This is a genomic window from Sphingobium sp. LMC3-1-1.1 (genome assembly GCF_040676285.1).
Taxonomy (GTDB): domain Bacteria; phylum Pseudomonadota; class Alphaproteobacteria; order Sphingomonadales; family Sphingomonadaceae; genus Sphingobium.
Genome location: NZ_JBEGHQ010000004.1, coordinates 128,920 through 146,795 on the forward strand (window position 1 = coordinate 128,920; position 17,876 = coordinate 146,795).

The 17,876-nt window shown below is 62.5% G+C and carries 24 protein-coding genes; 12 read left to right on the top strand and 12 right to left on the bottom strand.

Annotated elements, in window-relative coordinates; genetic code table 11:
* Nucleotides 1–107 precede the first annotated feature (107 nt).
* From MRBLMC3_RS08125 to MRBLMC3_RS08140, 4 genes are all read right to left on the bottom strand, one after another.
* On the bottom strand, nt 108–761 hold the full coding sequence (locus tag MRBLMC3_RS08125) for a lytic transglycosylase domain-containing protein (protein ID WP_363827486.1): 654 nt from the start codon (nt 759–761) through the stop codon (nt 108–110).
* A complete protein-coding gene (locus MRBLMC3_RS08130; RefSeq protein WP_363827488.1) occupies nt 749–1,321 on the bottom strand; it encodes a S26 family signal peptidase in 573 nt (190 codons plus the stop codon). Before MRBLMC3_RS08130 ends, MRBLMC3_RS08125 begins: the two co-directional genes overlap by 13 nt.
* Nucleotides 1,318–1,575: a helix-turn-helix domain-containing protein gene (locus MRBLMC3_RS08135; RefSeq protein ID WP_363827490.1), complete on the bottom strand. Its 258-nt coding sequence runs from the start codon at nt 1,573–1,575 to the stop codon at nt 1,318–1,320. The genes MRBLMC3_RS08130 and MRBLMC3_RS08135 overlap by 4 nt, the downstream gene beginning before the upstream one ends.
* A 176-nt stretch (nt 1,576–1,751) precedes the next feature.
* Entirely contained in the window at nt 1,752–2,075 is a 324-nt protein-coding gene (locus MRBLMC3_RS08140) for a DUF736 domain-containing protein (protein ID WP_363827492.1), read from the bottom strand.
* A gap of 490 nt (nt 2,076–2,565) precedes the next feature.
* Between MRBLMC3_RS08140 and MRBLMC3_RS08145 the strand changes: the two genes are divergently transcribed.
* The 3 genes from MRBLMC3_RS08145 (at nt 2,566) to MRBLMC3_RS08155 (ending at nt 3,725) form a co-directional block, all read left to right on the top strand.
* Complete coding sequence (locus MRBLMC3_RS08145) at nt 2,566–2,844, top strand: type II toxin-antitoxin system ParD family antitoxin (protein WP_363827495.1); 279 nt, start codon at nt 2,566–2,568, stop codon at nt 2,842–2,844.
* A gap of 2 nt (nt 2,845–2,846) precedes the next feature.
* Nucleotides 2,847–3,155 (top strand): type II toxin-antitoxin system RelE/ParE family toxin, encoded by a 309-nt coding sequence (locus MRBLMC3_RS08150; protein WP_363827497.1) that lies wholly within the window; start codon nt 2,847–2,849, stop codon nt 3,153–3,155.
* 363 nt (nt 3,156–3,518) lie between these two features.
* A complete protein-coding gene (locus MRBLMC3_RS08155) occupies nt 3,519–3,725 on the top strand; it encodes a YqaE/Pmp3 family membrane protein (protein ID WP_363827499.1) in 207 nt (68 codons plus the stop codon).
* Nucleotides 3,726–3,828: 103 nt separating this feature from the next.
* On the opposite strand, the gene MRBLMC3_RS08160 is transcribed toward MRBLMC3_RS08155, so the two are convergent.
* The 5 genes from MRBLMC3_RS08160 to MRBLMC3_RS08180 all read right to left on the bottom strand — a co-directional run bounded on the left by MRBLMC3_RS08160 (nt 3,829) and on the right by MRBLMC3_RS08180 (nt 8,340).
* The gene (locus tag MRBLMC3_RS08160) at nt 3,829–4,302 is read right to left on the bottom strand and encodes a MucR family transcriptional regulator (RefSeq protein ID WP_363827502.1); all 474 of its coding nucleotides are present in this window, start codon (nt 4,300–4,302) and stop codon (nt 3,829–3,831) included.
* A 148-nt stretch (nt 4,303–4,450) separates the two neighbouring features.
* Complete coding sequence (locus MRBLMC3_RS08165) at nt 4,451–4,660, bottom strand: hypothetical protein (RefSeq protein WP_363827504.1); 210 nt, start codon at nt 4,658–4,660, stop codon at nt 4,451–4,453.
* Between the two features lie 174 nt (nt 4,661–4,834).
* Nucleotides 4,835–6,727, bottom strand: a complete 1,893-nt coding sequence (locus MRBLMC3_RS08170; RefSeq protein ID WP_363827506.1) for a ParB/RepB/Spo0J family partition protein — start codon at nt 6,725–6,727, stop codon at nt 4,835–4,837.
* A gap of 117 nt (nt 6,728–6,844) precedes the next feature.
* Nucleotides 6,845–7,246, bottom strand: a complete 402-nt coding sequence (locus MRBLMC3_RS08175; RefSeq protein ID WP_363827508.1) for a DUF2958 domain-containing protein — start codon at nt 7,244–7,246, stop codon at nt 6,845–6,847.
* On the bottom strand, nt 7,243–8,340 hold the full coding sequence (locus MRBLMC3_RS08180; protein ID WP_363827510.1) for an ArdC family protein: 1,098 nt from the start codon (nt 8,338–8,340) through the stop codon (nt 7,243–7,245). The genes MRBLMC3_RS08175 and MRBLMC3_RS08180 overlap by 4 nt, the downstream gene beginning before the upstream one ends.
* 382 nt (nt 8,341–8,722) lie before the next feature.
* Here MRBLMC3_RS08180 and MRBLMC3_RS08185 point away from each other — a divergent pair, with 382 nt between their 5' ends.
* Nucleotides 8,723–9,883: an IS110 family transposase gene (locus MRBLMC3_RS08185; RefSeq protein ID WP_363827565.1), complete on the top strand. Its 1,161-nt coding sequence runs from the start codon at nt 8,723–8,725 to the stop codon at nt 9,881–9,883.
* 531 nt (nt 9,884–10,414) lie between these two features.
* Here MRBLMC3_RS08185 and MRBLMC3_RS08190 read toward each other — a convergent pair.
* The gene (locus MRBLMC3_RS08190) at nt 10,415–11,143 is read right to left on the bottom strand and encodes a dienelactone hydrolase family protein (protein ID WP_363827512.1); all 729 of its coding nucleotides are present in this window, start codon (nt 11,141–11,143) and stop codon (nt 10,415–10,417) included.
* A gap of 58 nt (nt 11,144–11,201) precedes the next feature.
* Between MRBLMC3_RS08190 and MRBLMC3_RS08195 the strand changes: the two genes are divergently transcribed.
* Together MRBLMC3_RS08195 and MRBLMC3_RS08200 are read left to right on the top strand one after the other, a co-directional pair.
* The gene (locus MRBLMC3_RS08195) at nt 11,202–11,912 is read left to right on the top strand and encodes a GNAT family N-acetyltransferase (RefSeq protein ID WP_363827515.1); all 711 of its coding nucleotides are present in this window, start codon (nt 11,202–11,204) and stop codon (nt 11,910–11,912) included.
* 28 nt (nt 11,913–11,940) lie between these two features.
* Nucleotides 11,941–12,477, top strand: a complete 537-nt coding sequence (locus MRBLMC3_RS08200) for a GNAT family N-acetyltransferase (RefSeq protein WP_363827517.1) — start codon at nt 11,941–11,943, stop codon at nt 12,475–12,477.
* A gap of 729 nt (nt 12,478–13,206) precedes the next feature.
* On the opposite strand, the gene MRBLMC3_RS08205 is transcribed toward MRBLMC3_RS08200, so the two are convergent.
* Both MRBLMC3_RS08205 and MRBLMC3_RS08210 read right to left on the bottom strand, forming a co-directional pair.
* A complete protein-coding gene (locus MRBLMC3_RS08205) occupies nt 13,207–13,845 on the bottom strand; it encodes a DUF2285 domain-containing protein (protein WP_363827519.1) in 639 nt (212 codons plus the stop codon).
* Nucleotides 13,793–14,095: a transcriptional regulator domain-containing protein gene (locus MRBLMC3_RS08210; RefSeq protein ID WP_363827522.1), complete on the bottom strand. Its 303-nt coding sequence runs from the start codon at nt 14,093–14,095 to the stop codon at nt 13,793–13,795. The genes MRBLMC3_RS08205 and MRBLMC3_RS08210 overlap by 53 nt, the downstream gene beginning before the upstream one ends.
* A 158-nt stretch (nt 14,096–14,253) precedes the next feature.
* On the opposite strand from MRBLMC3_RS08210, the gene MRBLMC3_RS08215 reads away from it, so the two are divergent.
* From MRBLMC3_RS08215 to MRBLMC3_RS08240, 6 genes are all read left to right on the top strand, one after another.
* A complete protein-coding gene (locus MRBLMC3_RS08215; RefSeq protein ID WP_363827524.1) occupies nt 14,254–15,024 on the top strand; it encodes a helix-turn-helix transcriptional regulator in 771 nt (256 codons plus the stop codon).
* A gap of 58 nt (nt 15,025–15,082) precedes the next feature.
* Nucleotides 15,083–15,682 (top strand): acyl-homoserine-lactone synthase, encoded by a 600-nt coding sequence (locus tag MRBLMC3_RS08220; RefSeq protein ID WP_363827527.1) that lies wholly within the window; start codon nt 15,083–15,085, stop codon nt 15,680–15,682.
* 13 nt (nt 15,683–15,695) lie between these two features.
* Complete coding sequence (locus MRBLMC3_RS08225) at nt 15,696–16,544, top strand: phytanoyl-CoA dioxygenase family protein (protein ID WP_363827529.1); 849 nt, start codon at nt 15,696–15,698, stop codon at nt 16,542–16,544.
* Between the two features lie 5 nt (nt 16,545–16,549).
* Nucleotides 16,550–17,155 carry a GntR family transcriptional regulator gene (locus tag MRBLMC3_RS08230; RefSeq protein WP_363827531.1) on the top strand — a complete coding sequence of 202 codons (606 nt, stop codon included), beginning with the start codon at nt 16,550–16,552 and terminating at the stop codon, nt 17,153–17,155.
* 140 nt (nt 17,156–17,295) lie between these two features.
* A complete protein-coding gene (locus tag MRBLMC3_RS08235) occupies nt 17,296–17,415 on the top strand; it encodes a benenodin family lasso peptide (protein ID WP_363827534.1) in 120 nt (39 codons plus the stop codon).
* 340 nt (nt 17,416–17,755) lie between these two features.
* A complete protein-coding gene (locus MRBLMC3_RS08240; RefSeq protein WP_156028712.1) occupies nt 17,756–17,875 on the top strand; it encodes a benenodin family lasso peptide in 120 nt (39 codons plus the stop codon).
* Nucleotide 17,876: the final 1 nt, after the last annotated feature.

Genomic DNA, 17,876 nt, shown 5'->3' on the forward strand with positions numbered 1-17,876 from the left:
CTGAAAACTCTGCGAATGAAGTGCCAGCGCCCAGGTGAGAATGGGTTGGCGCGAACCGGTCGATGGAGCCGCCCGCTCATCTCCGGGACGCACCAGTGGCAATTGCGTCAAAAGCGCTTGCGCAGCGCGAAGAGCGGATCCAGCGATAATCCGTCACCTTCCGGTCGGTCCTTCGCTGTCCCACCGGTCACGCCATTGGCATGATAGACGAAGAGTGCAGGTGAACTGGACGAGGGTGGATCATTCCTCTTTGGCGGCGGCGTTGCCTGAGCCCACCGAGTTCCCAGTGCCGCCGTAATCGTCGCCATATAGGCGCGGGTTTCAGGCGGCAACGGGCGCCCGACCGACAGATAATCCGCATAGCGCGCGGGACCGGCATGATAGGCACCGAACAATCCCGGATAACCGAAGCGCATGTGCATGGCAGCGAGATAGGCGGTGCCGGCGATGATATTATCATGGGGGTCGTGGGGATCAGGCCCCAGTCCATATTGGCGTCGCATGTCTGCCCAGGTGCCGGGCATCAGCTGCATCAGCCCCATGGCCCCGGCGGAACTGGTGGTCGGCCTGCCACGCCATATCGTGCGGCCTCCGCTCTCGGCGCGCATAACCGCTTCGATCCAGCGCCGATCGATACCAAACCGCGCCGACGCCTCGACAATATCCTCCGCCCAGCGCGCGACGGGATCGGCACGCGACGGCGTCGAACAGGCCAGCAGGCCCAGCGCGAACGCCAGTCGGGCACGACTCAGCGCACCCATAGTGACGTCGCCTTTCCAATGATCTCAGCTTCACCGACCGGCCCGAAATAGCGGCCGTCGAATGACGATGGGACATGGCTCATGAGCAGAAAATAGCGGCCCGGCCGCAGCCCTTCGCAGCCCTCCCACCAGGGCATCGTTCGCCCCAGACTATCATGTGCCAGGCGCCGCGCGATCTCTTTACCGCCGATCGTCACCCGGTCGCCGCGCGCGCAGACGATGTCGCCCGGAACGCCCACGACCCGCTTCACCAGCGGCACGTTCAAGGGAAGATAATGCCGCCGCGCGGCGAGCAGCCGGGCCGGATAAGGCGCCCTCGCCACCACCATGTCGCCCCGGTGAAGCCCCGCGCCGGGCGAGAGCAGATAGAAGCCGACCGGCGCGCTGGCGGTGGCATTCCAGAGCAGACGCGGCGGCGGCGGGAAGACGATGGTCAGGCCGAGCGCAAGGCCACCCAGCCCCAGCCAGAGCGCATGACGACGCAGGCGACGACGGCGCAAGCGCGCAGCGCGCAGCGCGTCGCCCCAGGCGAACAGGGGCATATCGCGCGACCGGTTCATGCGCCCCCTCCCGACTTGCGGGCAACGGACCAGGCATCGAGATCATCGATATGATAGCGCCAGCTCCCGCCATGCAGACGGCCAAGCGGACCGCGCCCTTGCAGCCGCAGGCGCTTGAGCGTGGCGGCACCGATACCGAGATGAAAGGCCGCCTGCTTGGCGGTGAGATAGGGGCAGGTTTCGCGCGCGATCTTCACGCGCGCCGCAAGCGCCTTGGAGGCGTTGTCCTGCCGGTCTGTCGCGTCATCATCCATAGCCGGTTCCTTCGCAGATCCGGCCTTGTCGCCGGGACATAGGGGGTCAGATCGGCTCCTTCTGGGTCGATCCGCACCATCCCGGCAGGGTCGGAAAATGGGGGGCGCTTATTTCGACCCCCCTTAGCCGGCGTCCGCGCACCGGCGGCCATGGCCGCCGGTGCGTTCCCAGCCGCTCAGTCGACCGGGTTCCAGATGATGGCATAGGCGTCGTCATCATCCTGCCCGGCAGCCCGGCCGAGATTGGCGTAGAGCCGGCGAGGCCCGAATTCCGGTGCCGCGAGGCTCAAGGACACATAATCCTTGCCGGACATTTCGCCGCGCCGGATCCAGCCCGCGCCGATCTCGACGCCACCCGATGCGACGACCCGATAGTCGGGCTGGCTGTCGCCATTTTTGCGGTTGTTGGGGATGATCTCGATGCCGACGCGGATCGAGAGGGTGCGCAGCTCGCCCTTATAGCCATTGCCGTTGCGGGCGGCATAACCGATTGCAGCCATTTGCTTTACTCCACTTGCGCGCCCGCGAACCATTTCCGGGCGACAGCAGGCCGCAAAGGCCGGGACGAGCAGGCCTCCCGCACCGCAGGCCGGAGCGATCAGCGAAGGACCGGGCGGCAAGCCTTATTTGAACCGCGAGGAGCCCGTCAGGGCGGGGAAATAAGGCGCAGCCACCCGGTTGCGGGAGGACAGGACCGGCCTAAATGCCTGCTTTCCAAGGCGCCGGAATGATACGCGGGCGAGCATGGCGGAAGGGCAGCCATGCGATCCTCATGCGCCCCAAAACCATTGTCTTAGGGCGGACCACGCCACGCTCCTCCCGCATGGCGCTTCTCCCAAGAACCGCAAAAATGGCGATGATCAGCGCGTTCTTCCGACCAGCGGGTGCACAAGTCTTTTCGAGAGGCCGGGTGGCGGCGATACCGCTCACGCGTGCCTTGAAGTCTCGAGCGAGTAGGATTAAATCATATCCGTAAGGAGCAACCTATCCATGCGCACGACCCAACAGTTCAGCGTAACCCTGCCGAACGACATGGCAGCGCAGGTCCGCGCCAAGGTAGCGTCGGGCGAATATGCGAGCGAAAGCGAAGTGATCCGCGACGGATTGCGCGCGCTCCAGGCGCGCGACCGGGCCGTCGAGCAATGGCTACGCAATGAGGTTGTTCCGGCCTATGATGCCTATCGGGCCGATCCCTCTCGGGGCATATCGCTCGACGATGTGCGCGCCGGTCTCGCCAAGCGTCACGAGCAAGCCGCCAAGCGCGGCTGAAGGTGGGATATTCGATTGTCTTCACGCCGGAAGCGCGTGACCATCTCGATGCCATTTACGACACTATCGCGGCCGCCGCATCCCCGGACATCGCACAGCGCTTCGCCAATGGCATCCTCGATCATATCGGCACGCTGACCGACTATCCTCGTCGCGGAACGATGCGGGACGATCTGCGGCTTGGTCTGCGGACAACCGCTTGGCGTCGTCGGGTGACGATCGCGTTCGCGGTCGATGAAACCGCGGTAATCGTCGTCGGGATTTTCTACGGTGGCCGCGATTTCGAGGCTCTGTTGAGTGAGGATAGCTAGAACCGCGAGGAGGGCGATGCCCGGCCAGCGACGATCATCCCCATGACGGAGCTTCCACGCCCGATACAGGGCCTGGCCGCAAATTGTCTGGCGTTGGGCGGAGGGAAGCCGGAACCGCCAAGGCAGCTGGCTCCTTCTGGCGCGGCCAAGAGCCTCTGATCCTTCGGCCTTCTGCCTTCGAAGCGCTGATCTTCCGCGCGCCGCCGGACGAGTGGATAAGCCCCTGTTTGGATAGGAAATAGTGGCGGACAAGGGGTTTCCAGCCCCCGGTTTCGCAGCTATCCTGCGAGGCGAAAGGGGCAAAATCCATCCTGTCCGGCCAGTTCTGAGCGGCCGGATGGCCGCGACGTGGAGCTATAGACTATGCGCCTTTTGATTGCCCTTATCTTTCCCTGGCTGACCTTCTTCACGATCGGCAGGCCGCTCGCGGGCATCGTCTGCTTTCTGCTCCAGATCACGCTGATCGGATGGCTGCCCGCCACCATCTGGGCCGTCTATGCGCTCAGCCAATATAAGACCGACCGGAAGATCGAGCGCGCACTTGCCCGCAACGCTGGAGCGATCCGCTAGACTTCCTGCCTCTCTCAAACAAAGCAGCGCCAGCCCGTCAGGGCCGGCGCCACATTTTTGATGAAGCTGGCCGGTCTCACCAGACCAGCCATGCCGATCCCCGTTACTCGGCGGGCGCGGATTCCACTTTCTTCCGGCCGCGTGCCTTCGACGGCGCGGGCGCCGCCTCCCCCTTGGGCTTGCGGCCAAGGCCGATCTTGACCGCAAGCGCCTTGCGTTCCTCGGCATAATTGGGCGCGGTCATCGGATAGTCGGCGGGCAGGCTCCATTTGGCGCGATAATCATCGGGCGTCATGCCGTAGCGCGTCATCAAATGGCGCTTCAACATCTTCAATTTTTTGCCGTCCTCCAGGCAGACAATATAATCAGGCTTCACCGAGGCGCGGATCGAAACCGCGGGCTGGAGGGGCTCAGTTGCCGGTGCCGCCGGCGCGGCCAGACCTTTGAGCGCGCCATGCACGCTGCCAATCAGGGCTGACACATCGCCGAGCGCGACACTGTTGTGGCTGACATGCGCGGCGACGATATCGGCGGTCAATGTGATCAGGAGGTCGGTATCGGCGGAAATCTCGGTCATTCAGGCGGCCCTATGTTTCGATGCTATGAGAGCGCCGGATAGTCGGCCCACCGGGCGGTGTCACCCCTCGAAGAAATGAAATGGGCAAGAAGGCGCTGCGCGATCGGCGAGTTTCGAACTCCTGAAAGCGCAGTGATTCGGCCGCCGATCAGCGCCGATGGATCACCATGCCATGTTCTCCGCAGAGGCTGCACACGCCCTTCATCCGTTCATAGCCCTGGCTCCCCGCCAGTTCATGGCTCGCCTGTGCCGCAAGCCCGGCTTCCTCCAGTGCCAGCTTCTGCGCGATGCATAGATCGCACACCGGCTCGGGCGCGAGCCGCGCGACGAAGCGCGCCACATCGTCCAGAATCTTCATTATCTGCCCCTGTTCTTGTCGAGCGGACCCATGCGGGATGACCATGGCTCAAGGCAAGAAAAGATGCACAAATCCGCGCGCCCAAGCCGGAACGGCGCGGGCGCGCGGCGGATTTTTCGGAAAACCGTCCAAGGGAACGGAGGGCGGGACCGGTCTACGGCCCCACCCTTTCCATCATGCAGCCAGCCTCTCCTCTCCATCCCCCGCGCTTTGTTCGGGCCTGTCCGCTTCCCGTCCTTCGGGATGGGGCAGCGCCGCGCCGCCCTGCGGCGGCACCGGATCATCCTCCCTCTCCTCCGCCGCGCTCGCGGCGGCGCAGGCCGCCTCATGCGCCCTCACCGTCCCGACGCCGCCGCGCGCGGTATAGGCCGAGGGCGGGAAGGCCATCCAGCGTGGCACCCATCCGGCGCGGACCTGCCGCCCGCTTGCCCCGCGCAGATGATCGCCCAATATCCGGCGCTGGGTCTTGGCCTTTTCCTTGGCATTGGCGGCGGCGACAGCATCACCCGCCACATCGGCCAGCAAAGCGCTCAGCAGTTCCCGGTCCCGCAGAAGGTCGAGAAAGGCATCGTCACCCGTCCACCATTGGCCCATGTCGACGCCGAGAACGAGACCGACCGCCTCGACGGCCATGCTGCCGCTGGCGAGACATTCCCCCATGGCGACCGCGACGATATCCATGAGCGCGGCATCGGGGAGGTCGAGCATCCGGTGGAACAGCGTCACAAGTTCCGGTGCATCATGCCCCCCGACAAGATGCGGCTCGTCGGCGTCAACCCCCAGAAGCGCCAGCACCGCGCGCCGCCGCTCGTCAAAAACCGCTTCGCCCCGGCACTGGCCAAGGCTCTGCGCCACATCCTCGTTGCGCGCGGTCTGCGGGTCGGGCTGCACCCGCCAGAGCGACGACCCGGCGATGGCATGGGCCAGCATCAGCCGGAGCGCCACGCCGGGCCGGTCGAGCAAGGCCGCGCGTACAGCGGCGTGGCGATGGAGGTCGACATAGCAGTTGAGCGTCGAGGTCAGTTCGGCGCGAGCGATCTTGGGCCTGTCGACTTCGCCCTGCCCGGACGCCCGCCGCTGCGCTTCCTTGCGGCTGAGATAACCTTCATGGATGATCGCCTCGCCATTGGCGCGCAGATCGACATAGACCCGCCCGCCCTTGCGCTTGGGTGCCTTTTCATATTCCCAGGCCGAGAAATGCTCGTTCGGCGGGACAATGACGACATCGCTCCACCCGGCGTCCAGCCACAGGTCGCGGCGGCGCTCTATCTCCGCCTGTTGCGTGTCCCAGAAGGCCGTCGCATCGGAAAAATAGGCATCGTCTCCGAACAGATCAGCGATCACGACCAGCCCGCTGGCCTCGACATCGAACAGGGCATGGCGCAGCGGGATCGACTGGCCGCCAAACAGCCATGCCTTCAACTGATGGCCGGTCGGTGCATATCCATCCTCATCGTCAAACAGGGCCAGCCACGCGCGCTGCTGGCTTTTGGATGCAAGGGTCAGGTGGCGCACGGTCGCACGGTCGATCTCCTCGCGGGCGTAAAGCTGCCGGATTCGCGGCAGGAGGTTGCCGAGCGCAAGCACCCGCCGCACCGCGATTTCAGGGAGACCGAAGGTCGCGGATATATCATCCACCGTGCGGCCCTGCTTGACCAACCGGGTGAAGGCGTCCCATTGCACCACCTCGTCGGGGTCGAGCCGGGCCGCATTTTCAATAAGCGAGGCTTCGATGGCATCGGCATCGTCGCCCTCGTCCAATATGGCGCAGGGCAAAGCCGTGCATTCGGCATCGGCCTCGCCGTCCGCGCGCTGTTCTTCCCGGACGGTGCGCGCGGCATGGAAGCGGCGGCTTCCCGCGATGATCTCATATTCGGGCGCAGAGCCGGGCGTGTTGGCGTTCGTTGCCGTTGCCGCTTGCGTGCAGGGCCGCACGATGATGGGCTGGATGACACCGCGCTTGCGCACGGTCGGCAACATATCGCTGATATCCGGCGCTTTCTTCGCATAACGCATATTGGTCTTGCTGATGCACAGCTTGTCGAGCGCGATAAATTCGAGTTTCATGGGTTTCACTTTCATTTATACGATAAGCCGATCCCGCCGCGAAAGACGGTCAGCGTCGATGCGCTGCGGAGCCGGTTCGGGATGGGCGGCAGGCGGCCGCCCGCGCCTTGCCGCCGATCAGGGCGGCGGAAGCTCGTCAGTCCGCCGCGCCGTCAGGCTGCGGGCGAGTAGGGTCTGGGCTTGCAGGATCGATCCCGCGCGGCGGGCCATCTCCGCCCAGACCGAGAGCGGGTGCATCGTGACAAAGGCACAATCGCGCTCGATGCGCAGGCCATAAGGCAAACGGATGCCCTCGATCTCGCGGAGGGAGAAATATCCGAGTTCCGGGCATCCAAACCCCAGATCGGCAAGGCCGAACAAGCTATCGCCATCCTGCGCCAATTCAGTGACCAACCAAGTCGCCGGGCCAAGCGGATTGAAGAATTTGGCGAGCGGGCAGGGATCATGGCCCGGTTGCTCCGCACTGCGCCGTGCCTCGGCGCGCAGCTTCGCACGCAGTTCGTCGGGAAGAAGGATCATGCCGCCCTCCCCTGTTCTGCGCCGGTGTCACTCGCCGGAGCGTCGCGCTTGGTGCCGCCATCGCAGTCCCGCGAAGCGCGATGCCGTTCGAGCAGCCAGTCGGCGGCAAGGCTGGCGGCGCGGGCGGCACGGAAGATCGCCCGACTATCCTCCCGCAACACGGCGAGCCATCTCCCCAAATAATCGGCATGACGCACGGTCGGCACGATGCCAAGCGATGCGCAGAGGAAAGCCGATCCCATTTCAGCAATCAGTTCCTCGCGGGCATAGCCGGGCGATCCAAAGCCGTTGGCAAGATCACGCGCCAATCGCGAAGCATGACCCGTCGCGTGGGTCAGTTCATGCAGACATGTGCGATAATAGTTGATCTGCTCGAAAAAGGCCGGTTGCGGCGGAACCTGCACGACGTCAAGCGATGGCATATAATAGGCTTTGTCGCCGCCAACACGAAAATCCACGCCGCTTGCCGCGATGACTTCTTCGGCTATCGGCACAATTTCCCATTCAGGCACAGGATCGGGATCGACAACAATCTGTTCATCCAGCCCCTCACACTGCGCGACATTGAACACTGTAAAGCGCTTCAGGAAGGGAACCGCACGCGCTCGGCGGGCATCGGTCCTCCGGACCGATGCTTTATCCGTCTCGCCCTCGCTGCTGTCCTGTGCGCGGGCCTTTTCGGCTTGGGGAATGAAACGATCAGCATAGACGACCATGCAGCCATGTTCGCCTTTGCGGACAGTCCCGCCCGCCTCCAAGGCTTGGCGAAAGGTCAACCAGCGCTGGCTGGGATAGCCCTTGGCGATCACCTCGGCCCAGAGCAGCAATATGTTGATGCCCGAATAATGTCGGCCTGACAGGGCATTGCGGGGGAGCGCAGGCGCGCAGCCCGTCCCTTCGCCCGGCTTGCCCCAAGGCTGCACCCACGGCAGCCGCCCGCCCTCCAGTTCAGAAATGATACGAGCCGTCACCTGCTCATAGAGATTGGTCGCCTGCCCCTCGCGCGGGCTTTGCGCGCTCTTGCGCTTTTGCTCGCCTGAGCGGTCATGGTTCCGACGCCGGACAAGGGCGCGGGATGAAGAATGAGACGTCATGCCTAGCCTCCAAGCGCCACCCTAAAACCCACATTGGTCCCCCGCATAAGACCCCATGGGAGAGGTCCAGACCGGGCCACACACGACACCAAATCGCGCGTTCCTGGCCCCGGTCGGGGGTGGGCGGCAGGTGCGACCGAAAAGGCCCGCTGCGCACGGCGGGCCGCACCCGAAGGGCCGAAACGGAGTGGAGGACATGAGCGAAGCGAATGTTGCGGCACGCCGAAGAGGGCCTAGCAGGAAGCACCGCCCACCCCCGACCAGAGGCCAGGACTCAAACAACGCCATCGCGGCACGCGATGACCGCAGATGCTTGACTATGATGATTTCGAGCCGACGTCCGTCTTGGACGTCGGCGACTATATTGGAGGCCGAGATGGACATGATCGATGCAGTCAGCAACGCACCAATTCAGACGACGATTTCGGCGATCTTCTTCTCGATGGAACTCAGTCGGTCGCAATGGCTGATTACGTCCCTGTCGCCGGGCGGCGGCGAGCGCATGTCCAAGCACGTCATGCCCGCCGGCGATGTCGGCGGTCTCCTCGAGCAACTCGATGCGATCAGATCGAAAGCGGAAGCGAAAACTGGACGGGTATTCCCGTTCGTGTCGATCCAGGAGGCTGGGCTCGACGGGTTCTGGATTCACCGTGTCCTCGATCGGGAAGGGATCGAGAGCCATGTCGTCGATCCCGCATCGATCGCGACATCTCGGCGGCGGCGACGGGCGAAGACTGATCGTCTCGACAGCGAGACGCTTCTGCGAACCCTATTGGCCTTCAAGCGGGGCGATCCCCGCGTCTGTTCGATGGTCGTCGTGCCGACGCCCGAGGAGGAGGATCGACGCCGCAACAGCCGGGAACGCAAGGCCCTCGTCCATGAGCGCGTATCGCTGGTCAATCGCCTGAAGGGCCTGCTCTTTAGCCAAGGCGTGACCGGCTATGAACCGCTCAAGAGCGACCGGAGGGAGCGGTTTGCCGAGCTGGTGACTGGCGATGGTCGGCCGATCGGCGAGCATCTTCGCGCCGCGGCCGAGCGCATCCTTGATCGGATCGAGCTCATTCTCGCCCAGCTGAAGACCATCGAGAGAGTGCGAGACAGCCTCGTTGCGCAGCAGCCGGCAGCTGACCAATCACCGGCATGTCCCGCGCAACTCATGACGTTGCGCGGCGTCGGACCAGACTTTGCCGAGGTGCTTTGGTCGGAAGGCCTCTATCGTCATTTCGACAATCGCCGGCAGCTCGCATCCTATGCGGGGCTATCGCCGTCGCCCTGGCAGAGCGGTTCGATCAACTCCGAGCAAGGCATCTCAAAGGCCGGTAACCCGCGGCTCAGATCGATCATGGTGCAGCTCTCATGGTTCTGGCTACTGCATCAGCCGGACTCGGCGCTGTCGCGCTGGTTTCATGATCGCGTGAAACTGGACGGCGGCCGGCGCAAAAAGCTGACAATCGTGGCGCTGGCGAGAAAGCTGCTCATCGCCCTCTGGAAGTTCGCGCGTCACGGCGTCGTCATCGAGGGCGCCGTCTTCAAGTCCGCATAACCGCTTTTTCGTTTTCAGTTTCGTCGGCGACGTCGCCGGCGGATCCCGGTGAACGAACCGACACCCCCGCTGGCTTAAAATGCCGCCCGCGAAGAATGGTCTCGTTCTCCTGAGCCTGCCCGACGGATTCGGGGAGTTGGTGCAGCTGCCATGAGCGGCGACCGTATGTGAGGTTGGACTGGTGAGCATGCTCGCCTGGCCATCGACGCGGCTCAGACCTGGATTACAGTCTAAGGAGAAGGAGACAGTAGCGCACTGTTACCAAGTGGCGGACATCGTTCCAGCGCATCGAACCGACGATGCGTTTTGGTCGCTTGCGCCCTATCCCAGGCTAATCCATTGTTTGGTGCATGATCCCGAATTTCGCCGCTCGAACTGCCCGAGATTTCCCGTTTCTCCATCTCCAATGAATAGTTTCGGGAAAAGACTTTCGGGAACAGATTCTGGGAAAGTGGGCTGATCCGAAGGGTGCTGCCCACCTTCGCCCGGCGCGCTTTCCCGCTGCGGGTTCGTTTTTGAGAAGGCTCGGGATCAGTCTGTCAACGCCTCGCCGAGCACCATGCGAAGCCGGTTAAGGTGGAGAATGTCAGCCTTCTGCGAGTAAGCGTCGGTATCCAATGTTGTGAAGCCATGGCGATAGCCCCGGTATAGCTCCGTCATAAAGTGTGCGCTGTTCTCGGAAAGAACTCGGTCGAATAATGAGATTTGTTCGGGTGGCAGGTAATCGTCCTTATCCGCGTGGCCGAGATAGATTAGCGCGGTGACTTGGTTCACGACGAGCATGGGGCTGTTGGGATCGTTCGGGTCCGCTAGGTTCGATGAATGGAATCCCGCTGCTGCTGCAACCTTGTCGGGATAAAGTGCGGCAAGACGAATGGCGATACCGCCGCCTCTACAATATCCCACTGTTCCGATCCTACCCTCACGAAATTCCGGCTCACGTTCCACGGCGCTCACCAAGCCCACAAAGTCTCGGCTCAAAGCCTCAGGCGTCAAAAGCCGGCCGCACTCCACCAATTCCGTAAGCATATCCTGATCATCAAAGCGTCTATCCACCGGCACAATTTGCCCTCTACCGGAGCGATAGAGTATGTTTGGGAGAAGAACAGAGTAGCCAAGATCGGCTACGGCTTGCGCTTTCGTCTCTGTTGCGGGCCTCATTCCACCTATGTCGGAGAACATTACCACAGGCGGGTTTTTAGACGGACTTATTGAGGATGACGGCGTTATGATTTGTGCGTCGATGACGCCATCAGCCACCGATATGTTGATACTTCTAGCTGGCATCGCTTATCCTCGGGTTAGCTCGTGAAGCAGCATGAAACAGATTATTTTTGGCAACAATAATATATTAATATTGCATTTTGAATCCAAATGTAAACAATCTGTCTCGTGTGTAGCGAGGTGGTTTATGTCATGGGAATGGCCAGAAAGAATCAACGAACTTGCAGGTGGCGGTATTCGCCTAGAGCCGCTTTCAATCGACCATATCCCAGGCCTTGTAGGGGCGGCCGAGACTGCGACGGCATACGAGCATGACATGGGCTTTGTGCCACGGCCGGAGGATGTCGTCACATATGTCCATCGCGCTCTCGTAGAGAAGCGGGCTGGTCGCAGCTTCCCGTTTGCGGTCTGTCTGGCGAGCGGTGAGCCGATCGGAACAAGCTGGTTCCGTGTGTTCGATACCTGGCGGAAGAAGCTGGAGATCGGATTCACCTGGTATGCAACGCCTTATCGAAAGGGGATCGCGAACCTTCAGACCAAGCTGCTGTTGATGACTTTTGCATTCGAGACACTTGGTTGCATCCTCGTCGAGTTCCTCGTGCATAGCGAGAATGAACCATCGCAGCGTGCTGTCGGGGGCATGGGCGCGCACAGAGATGGCATGCTCAGGCGTGTCATTCCGATGAAGGACGGGGCTTTTGGAGATGTCGTAGTGTTCAGTGTAGCGGACGATGAATGGCCCTCAGTGAAGGAAACCATCTCCTTACGACTTGAACAGCGCAAGCACGCGTCAACCGTGGCTTGATACCTTTTATGAGCGGGGAGCTCTGAAAATGCCGGCTTTCCGTTATTCGATCCGGATCGAGGCCCTGAGATCGTCTTTCCAACGGCAAAAGGCTTTTGCCGTGGCTGTCGTTAAGGAATTTGGGCAGCCGATAGAAGAGCCAATCCCATCGGATGCGGTGCTGAACGGAGCGCTCACCGGGCCGGGGGCGGTAGCACTGCATATTCTGTGCGCGGGGCGAACTGTCGGCGGGGCCGTGTTGAACATCGATCGGACGACCCGTCACAACGAGTTGGCACTGTTTTTCGTAAGGGTCGGCGAAGAAGGGCACGGGATCGGGCTGAAGGCGTGGCACGCCATAGAGCAACGCTATCCTGATACCGTCGTCTGGCGAACGCATACTCCTTATTTCGAACGGCGGAACATCCATTTCTACGTAAACAAATGTGGTTTTCAAATCATCGAGTTCTTCAACGCCCATCATCGTGATCCCAACGATCCGCCGGGGGGCAGCGATCTTCCGGATGGTGACGCCTTTCAGTTCGAAAAGGTGATGAAGCCGACCGGTTCTGCCTCCGTCACCTGATTGATAAGGGTGGGTACTTTCCTAAAACACCATCCCAATCGGGAAAGCTGATGGTGTCTGCCACGGCAGTTATTGCCACCCGCTTGCCCGATACCGGTCCGTCCAAAGTCGGTCAGAACCGATCACAGTCGAACGTCGTACAATAGGCCTTGACCACACCTCTCCCATGTGAGCGGGGGTGGGCGGCAAGGCCCGCGGCAAAGCGCCGAACGCACCCGCAAGGGCCGGAACGCAAGTGGAGGAATGGCGGCATGCCGCCATTTGCGTAAGGGGCGCGCGGGCCTAGCAGGGCGACAGAGCCCATCCCCGCTTGAAGGGAGGACCAAAACCACCAACGCCGCGGCGCCCGCGCCGCGCCCATATCGGGGCGGCAAGGCCGGCCCCCGCGCCAGCGATCGAAACCGGATGGACGAAACCCGCAAGGCGGGGTTCGGCGGCGGAGCCGTGAGAGCGCAGCAGCGCCGCCGCAGGTGGCGCTGGGCGCCCGATAACAGGGAAAACAAGGCAACCGAATGCTCAAGCCACCCAACCGGCCGGGTTGCCAAGCAAACGAAAAGATCAAAGGCGATGCACAGCTTTGAAGCCGCTTTGTCGCCCAGTCGCTCTGTCGACCGAACCCGCCGGGACCGACTCTCGATCGGATCGTCGATAATGACCGATCCACTTTCGCGCCCATAGGCAGGACTATCGGTCGGGCGTAACCTCCTCCACCGAAATCACAGCCCACCATCAGCGCGATTGCATGAGCAGTCGATAGCCTCCTTCCGCCATGTCGCGTGCCGACTTCACCAACCGCCTGACCCGTTGCCTTATATGGTCGGTCCCCCCGTCCCAGCCCCGCTCCACCGCCTCCGCGCCGAAAAAGACTTTGCCGATATCGCGCTGGGTTGCGCCCGATGCACGGGCATCATGAACGCGCAGCAATTCGACGCCCCGCGCAACCGCGGGATCACCGGGATAGAGCGGCGCGCGGAAGCGGCCGGTGCGCACCAGATCGAGGAAACGCTCCAGCGTCCTCATGCGAAGCGAAGCTGTTCGTGCTCCCCACATATCATAGCGGAGCAGCACCGGCCCGCGCGCGCGCAGGAGACTGCCCGCCATGATGTCGAGCCTGATGTGCCGGCGGCCATCGGTCAAAGCTACATACTCCCTGCCCGCCGGATCGCTCGCCGCGCGCAGCCAGGGCGCGAGCGCCGCGACGTCGATCGCCTCCTCACCTACCGCAGCCCCGGCTTCGATCGACACCGGCAGGATTGCAGGATCGAAATCGGCATGCCAGATGACCCGCGCCTCCGAAACCGGAAGGCCGGGGTCTTCAGCGAAAGTGAACCCCCCATTGCCGGGCGAGCCCCGAGCCGCGCGTCGCATGGCTGGCGGTCGCGTGCCATGCGGTATAGTCCGGGTCGCGACGCAGCCATTCCCACATGATGGCCGCACGATCGGCTTGTCGAAGCGCGTCATAGACGGCGGGATTTCGCCAGTCGACCGAAGCCTGGCGGTCTTGCTCCGCCGCCACGATCAGCCTTGATACGCCGTTGCGCCAAAAGCCGGGATCCACCCGATCCACGCCATAAACGCCCGGCCGATGCGCCGAACCGAACAGCCCCGTCGACGCCAACCCGTTCTTTTTGAAAACGAATCATGATATGGCAATTTCATGACATAGCCAGTCGGCGAGCGGCGTGAGAAACCGCCCATCGGCCACAAATCCGGGGAAAGGACGGCTGCGGGACGACCGGCGGCTCGAGACACCGCTCGCCGTCGTGACATGCGCAAATGAGCGTGCATTATAATGTGCAGGAATTTTTGAACGATATCGAACGCGTCCAAAATCAGGACGATATGGCGATGGCGCTCAGTGACATCGCGGGAACTATGGGATTTCAATATTTCGCCATCACGCAGCATGTCGATGTGCTCGCGGCGAACGGCATGGCGATCCACATCCACAATTATCCAGCCCATTGGGCCGACTTCTATGCCGCCAACGCATTGGGGCTTTCCGACCCGGTTCATCGCGCATGTCATGTGACGGACTGGGGCTTCCGCTGGACAAGCATCCCAAGCCTTATCCCGCTGACCCGCAACGACAAGGATCATCTGGATTGCGGGCGCAAGGAAGGGATTGGCGACGGTTTCACCGTGCCGTCCAATCTCGGCGGCTTTCCGCCCGGCTCCTGCTCTTTCGCCAATGCGGAAGGTGTGCCGATCCCGGACGACAAGCTCTGGCTGGCGCAACTGGTCGGCAGTTGCGCCTTCCATGTCGCCCGCCGCCTGTGGCTGGGCGCAGTCCGCCGAGGGACAAGAAACGCTCCCCTCACCGATCGCCAGCGCGAATGCGTGCAGTGGATGGCGCTGGGCAAGAGCGACGACGAGGCAGGCGAAATCCTGGGCATTCGCAAGGGAACCGTGACAAAGCATATCAAGGACTCCTGCTCGCGCTACGAGGTCAACAAGCGGGTCATGCTCATCGGCCTGGCTCTGGCGGACGGAACCCTTACGATCAGCGACATAGGCGGCTGGCGCCATTCCCATTTCTGGGAATAGCGGCGAATCAGCCCCTGGGCCGACCCTTGGCCGACCACGATCAAGGGAGACCTGCCCCATGTTGCACATCGTCAAAGAACCGTTCCGTCCGGTGCCCGATCATGTCCTGCGCGCCATGTTCGCGGCCCGCAAATCCGTCTTCGTCGACCTCCTCAAATGGCAGGTTCCCGTGCTCGACGGCCGTTTCGAAGTTGACCAGTTCGACGATGAACATGCCCGTTATGTGATCCTGTCCGAACCCGATGGTACCCACCTCGCCTCGACCCGGCTGCTGCCGACCGTGCGGCCACATATCCTGGACAGCTTCTATGCCAGCCTGTGCGCGGGATCCCCGCCCCAGGGCGAGACCATCTTCGAGATCACGCGCTTCTGCCTCGACCGTAATCTTCGCGCGCCGGAACGACGGGAAGCCCGCAACCGCCTCGTGACGGCTCTGGCCGAACATGCTCTGGCAAACGGCATAACGCGCTATGTGGCCATCGCCGAGATGAGCTGGTTCCAGCAGATCCTCGCCTTCGGCTGGACATGCCGGCCGCTTGGAATGCCGCAGCTGTGCGACGGCTCGCTGCTGGCTGCGCTGGAAATCGAGATCAAGGCCGACACGCTCGACCGCCTTGCGCAAGCGGGCGTCTATGAGCCCGTTCCCTTCGCGGCTTGAGGAGGGACACATCATGACCCGATCGACCGATCTCGCCGCAACCCTGCTCCGCCGGGGCTGGTGCACCATATCCGATGCGCTGCCCGCCGCCACCCTCGCCGCATTGAACGCGGACCTGGAAAAGCCCTTTACCCAGACCCCGTTCGGCACCGGCGTCTTCTATGGGGAGACGACCAAGCGTTTCGGGCGCCTTCTCATCCGGTCGCTGCATGCGCACGCGCTTGTGCGCCATCCGCTGATCCTCGATCTCGCGCAGACGATATTGAGCCCATGGTGCGACTGCATCCAGCTTAATGTCACGCAGGCGATCGCCGTGCATCCCGGCGCCCCGGCCCAACCGCCGCACCGCGACCAGGACATGTGGCGTGGCCCGATCGGCGAAATCGAATATCTCATCAACGTGATCTGGCCGCTTACACCCTTCACCACCGAAAATGGCGCCACGCGCCTATGGCCGGGCAGCCATGGCGCCAACGCCCAGGAGCAACCCAGTGGCGACGGCATCGCCATCGAATTGCAGCCGGGGGCTGCGCTGGTCTTCCTCGGCTCGACCTTGCACGGCGCGGGCGCGAACCGCAGCGGAGCCGAGCGGCGCGGGCTGGTGGTCGGCTATTCCCTCGGCTGGCTCAAACCCTATGAGAATCCCTGGCTCGCTTATCCGCCCGATGTCGCCCGCGCTTTCGCGCCCGATCTCGCAGCCCTGGCGGGGTATCGGCAGCACCGGCCCAATCTTGGCAATTTCGAAGGGCAATGTCCCTCCATATTGCTGGGAGACGACCATGATCGGCCGCTCGGCGCGATCGATGCGCTGCGACCGGACCAGGAAAGGATGGTCGCGCAGTTCGCGGCTGAGCAGGGCTGAAGAGGATGAGCGCCGGCCCCACATCCGAACGGGTCCAGCAGAGGCTGAAGCGCCTGATCATGGAACGCCATTATCGGCCCGGCACCCGGCTGGAGCCTGCCGAACTCGCGTCCGCGCTCGCATCGAGCACGACGCCCATCCGCGAGGCGCTCAACCATCTGGTGGGTGTTGGCCTGGTGGAAAGCCGGAGCGGCAGCGGCTTCCTCGTTCCGCTGATCGACGAACCGGGCCTCAAGGATCTCTATGGCTGGTCCGGCGACATCCTTGCGCTCGCGCTTCGAAGCAGCCGCCCTGTTTTGCTCCAGGCGATCGAAGTCGATCCCGACATGGTTTCCCATGCGGATCGGACGGCCGATCTGTTCCACCGCATCGCGGCCACGTCGCGCAACCGCGAGCATACCGACGCCATGGCGCGGATCAACAGCCGGCTCCATCCGGCGCGGCTGGGCGAACCGGACGTCCTGGACGATGTCGAAGCGGAATTGGACGGCCTCATCCGATGGACGGGCATGGGGGACGTCCGCTCGCTGCGCCGGGCTGTCTCGGCCTATCATCTGCGCCGGCATCGCACGGCCGCCCGATTATTGCATGACATTTATCGCGGCGACTAAGGTTTCGCGGAGCGACCATGATGCACAGAGCGTTGAAATATTCGCGATATCAGATCCGTATAGAGTTCGGATCATGGCGGCCTCCCCTTAAGCTTGTCGGTGCTGCACCTTTCCGCAGCGCAAGCCAAGGAGTGACTGTCATGGAACGCGAATATGACGTGATCGAACTCGGCGCCGTCAGCGTCGAGACCAAGGGTCTGGGCGGACCGACCGGCGATGTCGGTATCGGTGAACAGCCGGCCGGCCTGTCCGACGAGTGAAGATGTGGCGCGCAGCGTCAAGTTGCGCGCCATTTCCCTTGCCATTCAGCTCTCCTCCTGTGCGGCCTCTCAACAAGGTGGGCCAGGCCACCGATCCAGACGACGCAGTCTTGAAGTCGGCATTCCAAGAGCCGCGTCCTTATGCTTGGGATTCGATTCAATCTCAATCCTTTCTCCTCCATCAATAAAAGCGGTCTGGATCATGGCCAGGCCAGCTCCAGGATATAGGATCGGTACGAAATATATTCGCGATATCGGATCCGTATAGATTTCAGATACGGCCCTCTCCTTCCTAATCTCAAAATTGCTGCAATTTGTAGCGGAGACAAGGAGTATTGTCATGGAACGCAAGGAAGATGTGATTGATCTCGGCGCCGCCAGCATCGAAACAAAGGGCATGGGCGGCCTGCGCGAGGATCTTGCGATCGGTGAACCCTTTACCGGTCTTGCCGACGATTGAC

Bases quoted from the DNA above. Each gene is read 5' to 3' on its own strand.
- MRBLMC3_RS08140 (WP_363827492.1), bottom strand. From the start codon at position 2,075: ATGGCTGCAATCGGTTATGCCGCCCGCAACGGCAATGGCTATAAGGGC.
- MRBLMC3_RS08145 (WP_363827495.1), top strand. From the start codon at position 2,566: ATGCGCACGACCCAACAGTTCAGCGTAACCCTGCCGAACGACATGGCA.
- MRBLMC3_RS08220 (WP_363827527.1), top strand. From the start codon at position 15,083: ATGTTGCACATCGTCAAAGAACCGTTCCGTCCGGTGCCCGATCATGTC.
- MRBLMC3_RS08240 (WP_156028712.1), top strand. From the start codon at position 17,756: ATGGAACGCAAGGAAGATGTGATTGATCTCGGCGCCGCCAGCATCGAA.
- MRBLMC3_RS08180 (WP_363827510.1), bottom strand. From the start codon at position 8,340: ATGACGTCTCATTCTTCATCCCGCGCCCTTGTCCGGCGTCGGAACCAT.
- MRBLMC3_RS08230 (WP_363827531.1), top strand. From the start codon at position 16,550: ATGAGCGCCGGCCCCACATCCGAACGGGTCCAGCAGAGGCTGAAGCGC.
- MRBLMC3_RS08195 (WP_363827515.1), top strand. From the start codon at position 11,202: ATGAAACAGATTATTTTTGGCAACAATAATATATTAATATTGCATTTT.
- MRBLMC3_RS08175 (WP_363827508.1), bottom strand. From the start codon at position 7,246: ATGATCCTTCTTCCCGACGAACTGCGTGCGAAGCTGCGCGCCGAGGCA.
- MRBLMC3_RS08185 (WP_363827565.1), top strand. From the start codon at position 8,723: ATGATCGATGCAGTCAGCAACGCACCAATTCAGACGACGATTTCGGCG.
- MRBLMC3_RS08155 (WP_363827499.1), top strand. From the start codon at position 3,519: ATGCGCCTTTTGATTGCCCTTATCTTTCCCTGGCTGACCTTCTTCACG.
- MRBLMC3_RS08160 (WP_363827502.1), bottom strand. From the start codon at position 4,302: ATGACCGAGATTTCCGCCGATACCGACCTCCTGATCACATTGACCGCC.
- MRBLMC3_RS08125 (WP_363827486.1), bottom strand. From the start codon at position 761: ATGGGTGCGCTGAGTCGTGCCCGACTGGCGTTCGCGCTGGGCCTGCTG.
- MRBLMC3_RS08205 (WP_363827519.1), bottom strand. From the start codon at position 13,845: ATGCGACGCGCGGCTCGGGGCTCGCCCGGCAATGGGGGGTTCACTTTC.
- MRBLMC3_RS08235 (WP_363827534.1), top strand. From the start codon at position 17,296: ATGGAACGCGAATATGACGTGATCGAACTCGGCGCCGTCAGCGTCGAG.
- MRBLMC3_RS08170 (WP_363827506.1), bottom strand. From the start codon at position 6,727: ATGAAACTCGAATTTATCGCGCTCGACAAGCTGTGCATCAGCAAGACC.
- MRBLMC3_RS08130 (WP_363827488.1), bottom strand. From the start codon at position 1,321: ATGAACCGGTCGCGCGATATGCCCCTGTTCGCCTGGGGCGACGCGCTG.
- MRBLMC3_RS08200 (WP_363827517.1), top strand. From the start codon at position 11,941: ATGCCGGCTTTCCGTTATTCGATCCGGATCGAGGCCCTGAGATCGTCT.
- MRBLMC3_RS08165 (WP_363827504.1), bottom strand. From the start codon at position 4,660: ATGAAGATTCTGGACGATGTGGCGCGCTTCGTCGCGCGGCTCGCGCCC.
- MRBLMC3_RS08135 (WP_363827490.1), bottom strand. From the start codon at position 1,575: ATGGATGATGACGCGACAGACCGGCAGGACAACGCCTCCAAGGCGCTT.
- MRBLMC3_RS08225 (WP_363827529.1), top strand. From the start codon at position 15,696: ATGACCCGATCGACCGATCTCGCCGCAACCCTGCTCCGCCGGGGCTGG.
- MRBLMC3_RS08215 (WP_363827524.1), top strand. From the start codon at position 14,254: ATGAGCGTGCATTATAATGTGCAGGAATTTTTGAACGATATCGAACGC.